Here is a 9,202-nt window from a genome sequence, read left to right as displayed (position 1 = left end):
CGGGTCTTTCAGGCTGATTTGATCGGCAACGGTGCCATGGATAGCGTGGAACTGCTGTTCGACATAGCCGAAGACCTGACGGCGGAGGGGAGCAGCCATGCGGGACGGATCGCAGCCGAAGACGCGGACCTGGCCCTGCCGGGGCCGGTAGAGGCCGAGGATGAGCTTAAAGAGGGTGCTTTTGCCGGCTCCCGTGCGGCCGGTGATAGTAACCATTTCCCCGGCTTCTACGATAAGAGTGAAGTGATGGAAAATGTCGGCTTCCTTGCCGTAGCCAAAGGCGGCATCGCCGATTACAAGCGGTGTTGCAGCCGGGTCGGGTTCCATCGTGCCGTTCTTTTCCTGGACGGGTTCGGCGAAGAAATCTTTCAGGCGGCCAATGCCGGCGACGGCAGACTGGATATTCTGGATTTCCATGCCGATGCTTTCCAAGGGCGAGAAGATACGGCGTACATAGGCGATGAGAGCGACAACACTGCCGACGGTCATGCCGAATAGTTCCTGCAGGGACGGACTGCTGACAGACAGAGATATCATCAGGCAGATGATGACTGTGCAACTGGTGATGATGATGGGCGAATAGATGGAATCGCAGAAATTGCTCCGTTCCATGGCCTCGAAACTATCGCGGATTGTACGGCCATAGCGCTGGCGCATATAGCGTTCCTGCTGGCAGGTATGGATCGTGCGGATATTGTGAACCGTTTCTGGTATGAGTTCATTTGTCCGGCTGACAGCGATGCGGTTGTCCCGCTGGGCCTGGAGCATGCGTTTTTGGAAGTAGCGGGTCAGGAGAAAGAGCAGGGGAAGGCAGATGCAGATCAGTGCGCCCAGCCCCGGGCTCAGATGGAATACGACGGCGAGGATACTGAAAATCGTGAATACGTCGGCAATCATACTGACCACGCCGGAATCAAAGAGGTTTTCCAGCGTATCGACGTCATTGACGAAAAGTGATGTGACGGCACCGGCTTCTTGGTTGACAAAGTATGATGCCGGCAGGTCGTCAAGACGCCGGCACATGGCCGAGCGCAGATCATGTGTGATTTTCTGGCCGAATATGGTAATCAGCGTTTCTTTGAAGGCATCGACGAGACCACTTCCGGCATTGAGAGTGAAATAGAGTACACCGGCTGCCATCAGGGGGTAGGTGCTGAAAGCGCCGCTGACAAGGCTGTCAATGATATACTGCAGGATGAGCGGCGGTGTAATGCTCACGGCGATGGACGCGATGATAGCCAGGATGAGGATCAGCAGGAGCAGGCTGTTCTTCCGTAAGGTCTGTAAAAAGACATTACCCATGGGAACCACCTCCCTGGGCATGCTGCAGGTCATAGAGTTTCCGATAGGCCTGGCACGATACATACAATTCTTCGTGGGTGGCGGCGATGCTGCTCCCGTCACCATTCAGCCAGATGATTTGGTCGAGCATTGGGAAAAGAGTCAGGCGATGCGAGATGAGAAGGATGATGCGGTCTTTGCAGTCTCGGCGCAGGTGGCTGTAAATAGCTCGTTCTGTCGCCATATCGACGGCGGCGAAGGGGTCGTCGAGAATCAGTAGCGGCCGTGGATGAAATAGCGTCCGGGCCAGGGCGATGCGGGCCTGCTGGCCACCGGACAGGCGCTGTCCCCCCTCGCCGATGAGGGTCCGGATTCCGTCAGGAAAGGACGCGCAATCCTGATCCATACAGACTGCGTTCAGAACGGGGATGATGTCGCCGCCTTTGCCAAGACGGATATTTTCTTCAATCGTGCCGGCAAAGAGCTCTGCGTCGTGGCCGCAATAACCGGCGATGCCCTTGGGAGATGTATGGCCATTGCCCAGCTCCTGCGTTCCAAAAAGAATCTGGCCGCCATGCGGATTTTCGCAGAGAAAAGCCAGTCCCAGTGTCGATTTGCCAGAGGCCACGGGACCGGTGATTCCGATAATGTCTCCGGGACGGGCTGAAAAGGAAAGGTCCTGAAAAATGGGCACGTCACTGCCGGGGTAGGTAAAGGAAAGATGTCGGACGGTGAGATAAGCCGGTGCCGCCGGCGGCACTGTCCGGGGAAGTGTACTGGCGGCCCGCAGGTGGGGCTGGATGCGCAGCCAGGAAACCTGGGCCTTCTGGATAGCGTTGAACAGTTTGGCCGCATGGGACGATTTTGTCGCCAGTCTGATGAAGCAGGCCAGATACGTCGAGAAGGCGGCAATATCCCACGTTTCCCAGCCCGTTCCCAGGACATTGTGGCCACCGGACCAGATGACCAGTATCGTGCCAATCATAGCGATGACTTTGTAAATCGGCTGGAGTGCGTTTTCCCAGAGATTGGCCAGAATCATTTTCTTTTCATAATCAGTCAGATAATCTTCATAGCGCTGGTCCTGCACGGCTTCTTCGCCGTAGACGCGGTATGTCATGGCATTGCTGATGCGGTCCAGTGTCATTCCTGACAAAGCGCCGCTGCTCTCTTTACTCCTGGCTGCCGTCATAGCGACCGTGCGGCGCAGACTATTGGCCAGGACGTAAGCGATGGGCGGGAAGACCAGGACGCATAGGGTCAGGCGCCAGTCATACCAGGCGATCATGACCACATAGGTCACCATGACAATGCCCGTATCAAAGATTTCTGTCGTGAATTTGCGCATTCCTTCGACACACGTATCGATATCAGAAATGACCTTAGTCATTAATGCTCCCGTATCGGCCCGTTCCATATCCCTCTTTGGTGTCTGGACCAGGTGCTGGTAGAGTATATCTTTCATGGACAGACTGATATTGTTGGCAAATTTCCGGACGTACAGGCGCTTGACATAGCGCGAACTCTGGACGCCGAGAATGACAAGGGCGTAGGACAGACAGAGAACGTACATATCTGCTGCCGTCCTGCTGCCGGCAAAAATATCATAGAGGCATTGTGCCAGCTGCCCGTCGAACCAGGGAGCGGCAATCATGCCGACATTATACAAAATGCCACTGAGCGTGACGATGAGCAGTAATTTTTTTTCATGATAAAAATAATAGCGGACTGAACCCGGTCCTAAGCGTTTCAAAGCGAACACCTCACAGTTTCTGCTTCCTGTATCTTTTCACTATACACTAATACAGGCAGTCGTACAACTGGAATCGCAGTTCGCAGTCCGCAGGAAGTGTTGTTAGTTTTTTGTCGAAAGGACGATGTCAGGGTCTTTTGCCATTAATTCACCTCTTGCAAAAAGTCAAAAAGACGAATATAATAAGAATGTAATAAAGTCAAAAGGTGAAAGATAACCATTTGATGTATATTGTATTTTCATAAGCAGGTGATACGATGAGTGTGTTAGCTGATAAAATCGAACAATTTATATTACATAAGCTCCTCGAAGAGGATGAAGAGAATATCGTTCTCCGCCGCAATGAACTGGCGGATGAACTGGATTGTGCCCCTTCACAGATTAGTTATGTCCTAAGTACACGCTTTTCTAATGACAAGGGCTATCTAGTAGAATCACGACGGGGCTCAGGCGGTTTCGTGCGCATTATCCGCCTGACTCCGAAAAAACAGGACCGGACACCGGCACCGCTGAAAGAAACGCTGCCTGCTGTCAATATTACGATGGAAGATCTCGACGTGCTATTATATCGTCTGATTAAAAGCAAGTCGCTGACGAACAGGGAGGCCATTTTGCTGCATCATACGTTTGAAGCGTTGTTTGATGAAGTCGATGAACCGCAGCGGATGGCAGTTATAGGGCGGATTCTCCGGTCCCTGAATCTGCACTAGTGTAAGAAAGGAGGCGCACGCCATGCTTTGCGATCAATGCAAAAAAAGAGAAGCCGTCGTCCATATCGCGAAGATTGAAAACGGCCGCCGCACGGAGCTGCACCTGTGTGCAGAATGTGCGCGTAAACAGGGAAGTTTACCTGATTATTCTAATTTCAATATTATCGATAATGATTTCTTCCGTAAAATGGCTTACCCCGATTATTCCGGCCAGGCCGAAGAAGAACCGCGCTGCAATAGTTGTGGCATGACGTATAGTGAATTTAACCGTCTTGGTAAATTTGGCTGTCCCGATTGTTATGAAGCATTCCGGGAAGAAATCACGCCTCTGGTCCGGCGGATACACGGTCACACTAAACATGTGGGCAAGGTGCCGAACCGGGGAACCGGTGTGTTCCGTACAGCCAATCAGATTAAACGCCTGCGCCAGCGTCTGAAAAAACTCGTTCAGGATGAACGGTATGAAGAAGCTGCCCGCGTACGCGATGAAATCCGCATGCTGGAACGGCAGCTGCCACCGCGGCAGAATGGGAAGGAGGAATAACGGATGCTGCAGGATATATTGAAAACGCCGTTGATTCCCTGGCAGGATGGATCAGGAGATTTGACGGATGTCGTGCTGGACAGCCGTATCCGTCTTTCCCGGAACTTAAAAAAATACGTATTTCCTGATAAGGCGACTGATGCAGAACTGGCTGCCGTCCTGGCGGAAGGGGAACGGTACATGCCAAGTCTGAATACGCTGGGAGGAGGGACTTATGAAAGTATCCATCTTTACGATCTGACTTCGTGGGAACGGGAAGTGCTGGCAGAACGCCACCTGGTTTCGGCAAGCCATATTCAGAAACCGCAGAACAGAGGATTGCTGTTACGGCAGGACGGTGCCGTTTCCATTATGATCAATGAAGACGATCATTTCTGTATTCAGACCGGTGCGGCAGGGCTCCAGCTCGATAAGGCATGGGAAGATGCGACACAGGTAGACGATGCGCTGGAGGCAAAACTGAATTTTGCCTTCCGGGATGATTTCGGTTATCTGACTGCCAGTCCCTCCCTTACCGGGACCGGCCTTATTGCCGGCGTCATCCTCCATCTGCCCGGACTGGTGCTGATGAAGCGCCTTAACCGTATTGTCCAGGGGATTACTAAATTGGGCTTTACCATGTGTGGCATGTATACGGAACGGAACGAATATATTGGCAATGTGTTCCAAGTGACGAATCAAATTACGCTGGGCGTATCAGAAGAAGATATTATAGGGCAATTGAAGAAGCTTGCCACACAGATTGTCCAGGAAGAACGGAACTGCCGGAACCTGCTCTGGACGCATAATCAGAATGCCATGAAAGACCGGTTTTTCCGGAACTATGGCGTATTATCCCATGCCTGGATGCTCGATTTTTATGAAACCATCGATTTTCTAAGCGATTTCCGCATGGGGATAGATTTTGGTGTCATTCAGGAACGGCCACAGGCGTATCATGCCTTGCTGACGGCAGCGGGGCCGGCATATCTGCAATGGCAGGCCGGTAAGGAACTGAATGATGAAGAGCAGGACTTGCAGCGGGCTAAGGTAATCCGTCAGCTTCTGCAGGATTATGCCATTTAAAATGTGTACGATGGCTGAATGGCAGTATGGAAAGTCTGCCCGGACCAGCGTATAAGGATGTGAAAGAATATGTATAACAGATTTACAAATAATGCAAAACGGGTGCTGCAGTATGCCCAGCAGACAGCGCAGCGCTTGGGTCATGACTATGTAGGAACCGAACACATTTTGCTCGGTCTCGTTCTCAATAAAGAAGGGGTGGCAGGTCAGGTACTGGCTCAATTGGGGCTTACGCCGGAAAACATACTGCGGGCCATCGAAAAATTGACGGCATCCCGCGACATGATCCAGGATGAACCGGGGCTGACCCCGCGCACAAAGCGGACAATGGAACTGGCTGTCAGTGAAGCCAACCGGCTGGGACAAAACTATGTTGGTACAGAACATATTCTGGCCGGACTGATTCTGGAAGGGAGCGGCCGTGCCAGCCAGATCCTGGAATCTATGGATGTCGATCCGGAACAAATTTTGCACCGTTTGGCAGAAGTAACAGGTACAGATGCCGAAGACGTGCCGGAAGAAGGCGGAGCTGCTGGCAGCATGGATCTCAATGCCTATGGCCGTGATCTGAATGAACTGGCACGGAAAGGTAAAATTGATCCCGTCATCGGCAGGGAAAAGGAAATCGACCGGGTCATCCAGATCCTTAGCCGCAGGACGAAAAACAACCCCGTCCTCATCGGAGCTCCCGGAGTAGGGAAAACAGCCATTGCCGAAGGTCTGGCCCAGCGCATTGTAAGCGGTGTCGTACCGGATATTTTAGCCGACAAACATATATTTTCCCTGGACCTTACGAGTCTGGTGGCTGGTACAAAATATCGTGGGGAATTTGAAGAACGAATTAAAAAGGTGATCGAGGCCATACAGAATGATTCCCATATGATCCTCTTTATCGATGAACTGCATCAGCTCATCGGTGCAGGGGCTGTAGAAGGCTCCATGGATGCCGCTAATATCCTTAAACCGGCCCTGGCACGGGGCGAACTGCAGTGCATCGGCGCGACGACGCTGGATGAATATAAGAAACATATAGAAAAGGATACGGCTCTGGCCCGCCGGTTCCAGCCAGTACTGGTTGGTGAACCGACGGAAGATGATGCAATACAGATTCTGTTCGGTTTGCGTGACCGTTATGAAGCATTCCATAAAGCGCGCATTACCGATGAAGCCGTGCGCAGTGCCGTTACCCTTTCCGCGCGGTATATCAGTGACCGCTACCTGCCGGATAAGGCCATCGATGTCATGGATGAAGCGGCATCACGGGTGCGTATGAAAGTATATTCTCCGTCTGATGAAGTCAAGAGCCTGGAACAGAAACTGGCCGATATCCGCAAGGAAAAAGAGGCGGCTCTGGCCAGTGAGGACTTTGAACGCTGTGCGTCCCTGCGTGATGAAGGAAAGGAGTTATCACGGCAGCTGGAAACGATGCAAAAAGAACGGAAACAGCACGATGATGCCCGGCTGGTCGTGACAGAAGATGATATTGCCGATGTCGTGTCCCAGTGGACGGGAATCCCCGTACGGCAGTTGACGGAAACGGAATCGCACCGTCTGCTCCATCTGGAAGAAGAATTACATAAGAGGGTCATCAGTCAGGATGAGGCCGTGACGGCTGTTTCCAAGGCAATACGCCGGGCACGGGCGGGCCTGAAGGATGCAAACCGCCCAATTGGTTCGTTCCTGTTCCTCGGCCCCAGTGGCGTCGGCAAGACCGAACTGGCCCGGACACTGGCCCGGCAGCTCTTTGGCAGTGAAGAATCAATGATTCGCATCGACATGAGCGAATACATGGAAAAATACAGCGTATCCCGCCTGGTAGGGGCACCTCCCGGTTATGTGGGGTATGAAGAAGGCGGCCAGCTGACCGATGCCGTACGGGAAAAACCGTACAGTGTCGTATTATTTGATGAAGTAGAAAAGGCTTCGTCTGATTTCTTCAATCTGCTCCTGCAGGTCCTCGATGACGGACGCCTGACTGATTCCAAGGGACGTACGGTTGATTTCCGCAATACGGTCATCATCATGACCAGTAATCTGGGAGCCTCTCATTTGAAACCCGATGCCCCGGTCATGGGATTTTCGACGGGCAGTCAGGAAGAAAACCGGGAACAGGCTTTCAAAACGGCGAAAAAAGAAATCATGGATGACGTCCGGCGGTTCTTCCGTCCGGAATTTTTGAACCGGATTGATGAAATCATCGTATTTAAGCCGCTGCAGCGGGATGATTTGCGCCGCATCGTCTCTCTTATGCTGAAAGATCTGACGAAACGGCTCGACGAAAAAGGCATTGCTATGGACTGGACAGAAAATGCCGACGATGTATTGGTCCGGGAAGGAACCGATTTCGCTTATGGCGCCCGTCCGCTGAAACGGGCTATCCAGAAACTGGTGGAAGATCCTATTTCGGAAATGATGCTCGGTGGCAGCCTGAAAAAGGGGAACCATCTCCATGTAGACAGCCCGGATAAGAAAGAGTTACTATTTACGACAGAATGATGAGAGAAGCCAGCGGTTCCGGGACGGGGACTTCTTTCAGAAGAGGAGCGGATTCATGGCTAAAGTAAAGACGCGCTATGTATGCGCTAATTGCGGCAGCGTTTCCAGCCGCTGGCTCGGACGCTGCCCCCAGTGCGGGGAATGGAACACAATGACAGAAGAAACATTACAGCCGGAGGCTCCCCGTAAAGCTGGCAGCATGCAGCGGACGGGGACGGAAACCCGTCCGGCTGCCCTGACGGACATTACCATGGAAGACATGTCCCGTCTGGAAACGGGAATTGGCGAACTGGACCGCGTGCTGGGAGGCGGATTGGTGCCCGGCGCCCTGATTCTGCTCAGTGGGGATCCGGGTATCGGCAAATCGACGCTGGTGCTGCAGATGGCGGCAGCGGTCTGTAAAAAACAAGGTGCCGTCCTGTACGGTTCCGGTGAAGAATCACAGGGACAGATTAAGCTGCGGGCCGAAAGACTGGGAATTGTGGCTCCGGACCTGTTCATACAGGCGGACACATCACTGGATGCTGTATTGCATGAGGCTGAACGGCGGAAACCACGGCTGCTCATCGTCGATTCCATCCAGACGATGTACTGCCAGGATGCAGACGGTACACCGGGGAGCATGGGGCAGATACGGGAAGGTACAGCACGGCTCATGACTTTTGCCAAGACGACCAACATACCCGTTGTGGTCATCGGCCATGTGACCAAAGAAGGGGCCATTGCCGGCCCGCGCATGATGGAACATATGGTGGATGTCGTGTTGTATTTTGAAGGTGACCGGCAGTATCAGTTCCGCATCCTCAGGGGGATAAAGAACCGTTTTGGCTCGACAAATGAATCCGGCATGTTTACCATGACCGAAGAGGGCCTTTCGGAACTGGCCAATCCGTCCCAGCTGCTCCTGGCTGAACGATCGGCTCATCAGGCCGGTTCGGTTATCGCGGCCGTTATGGACGGCCAGCGGCCTATGCTGGGAGAAATACAGGCGCTGACATCGCATTCCGTATTTGCCGTACCACGGCGGACTGCTTCCGGAATGGATTACAACCGCCTGATTATTTTGCTGGCCGTCCTGGAAAAACGAATCGGCCTGAATCTGGGAACACAGGATGTCTATATCAATGTCGTAGGCGGGTTGCGGCTCACCGGGACAGCTGCCGATCTTCCGGTTATTCTGGCCGTCGTTTCCAGCTTTAAGGATATTCCTATGGATGAGCATACGGTAGTCATGGGCGAAGTGGGACTGACTGGAGATATACGGCGTGTCCCTCAGGCTGACCGCCGGTTGAAGGAAGCCGCCAAAATGGGATTTACCCGGTTCATCGTTCCCCGGGGGAATATGTCAGAGCT

7 protein-coding genes are annotated in these 9,202 nt (G+C 52.8%); 5 read left to right on the top strand and 2 right to left on the bottom strand.

From position 1 onward, the window contains the following. Both DBO31_RS00265 and DBO31_RS00260 read right to left on the bottom strand, forming a co-directional pair. Positions 1-1,302, bottom strand: a 1,302-nt coding sequence (locus DBO31_RS00265; RefSeq protein ID WP_150824149.1) for an ABC transporter ATP-binding protein, incomplete at its 3' end; no start/stop codon positions are given. Beyond that, entirely contained in the window at positions 1,295-3,034 is a 1,740-nt protein-coding gene (locus tag DBO31_RS00260; protein ID WP_150824148.1) for an ABC transporter ATP-binding protein, read from the bottom strand. The genes DBO31_RS00260 and DBO31_RS00265, both read right to left, overlap by 8 nt. Before the next feature lie 257 nt (positions 3,035-3,291). Between DBO31_RS00260 and DBO31_RS00255 the strand changes: the two genes are divergently transcribed. The 5 genes from DBO31_RS00255 to radA form a co-directional block, all read left to right on the top strand. Then, entirely contained in the window at positions 3,292-3,744 is a 453-nt protein-coding gene (locus DBO31_RS00255) for a CtsR family transcriptional regulator (RefSeq protein WP_075581305.1), read from the top strand. Positions 3,745-3,766: 22 nt separating this feature from the next. Next, positions 3,767-4,288 carry a UvrB/UvrC motif-containing protein gene (locus DBO31_RS00250; protein ID WP_059075380.1) on the top strand — a complete coding sequence of 174 codons (522 nt, stop codon included), beginning with the start codon at positions 3,767-3,769 and terminating at the stop codon, positions 4,286-4,288. 3 nt (positions 4,289-4,291) lie between these two features. After that, on the top strand, positions 4,292-5,353 hold the full coding sequence (locus DBO31_RS00245; RefSeq protein ID WP_150824147.1) for a protein arginine kinase: 1,062 nt from the start codon (positions 4,292-4,294) through the stop codon (positions 5,351-5,353). 69 nt (positions 5,354-5,422) lie between these two features. Continuing rightward, on the top strand, positions 5,423-7,849 hold the full coding sequence (locus DBO31_RS00240; RefSeq protein ID WP_059075378.1) for an ATP-dependent Clp protease ATP-binding subunit: 2,427 nt from the start codon (positions 5,423-5,425) through the stop codon (positions 7,847-7,849). Between the two features lie 55 nt (positions 7,850-7,904). Next, the coding region (radA, locus tag DBO31_RS00235; protein WP_150824146.1) for a DNA repair protein RadA at positions 7,905-9,202 on the top strand (1,298 nt) is incomplete at its 3' end.

The sequence above is a fragment of the Megasphaera sp. DJF_B143 genome (assembly GCF_900320625.1).
In the GTDB taxonomy this organism is placed as follows: Bacteria; Bacillota; Negativicutes; order Veillonellales; family Megasphaeraceae; genus Megasphaera; species Megasphaera hexanoica.
The sequence above is the reverse complement of the archived record's forward strand: the minus strand, read 5'-3'. Positions and strand labels throughout refer to the sequence as shown.

What these genes read in the sequence shown, in the direction of transcription:
- DBO31_RS00240 (WP_059075378.1), top strand. Translation starts at nt 5,423, where the DNA reads ATGTATAACAGATTTACAAATAATGCAAAACGGGTGCTGCAGTATGCC.
- DBO31_RS00255 (WP_075581305.1), top strand. Translation starts at nt 3,292, where the DNA reads ATGAGTGTGTTAGCTGATAAAATCGAACAATTTATATTACATAAGCTC.
- DBO31_RS00245 (WP_150824147.1), top strand. Translation starts at nt 4,292, where the DNA reads ATGCTGCAGGATATATTGAAAACGCCGTTGATTCCCTGGCAGGATGGA.
- DBO31_RS00250 (WP_059075380.1), top strand. Translation starts at nt 3,767, where the DNA reads ATGCTTTGCGATCAATGCAAAAAAAGAGAAGCCGTCGTCCATATCGCG.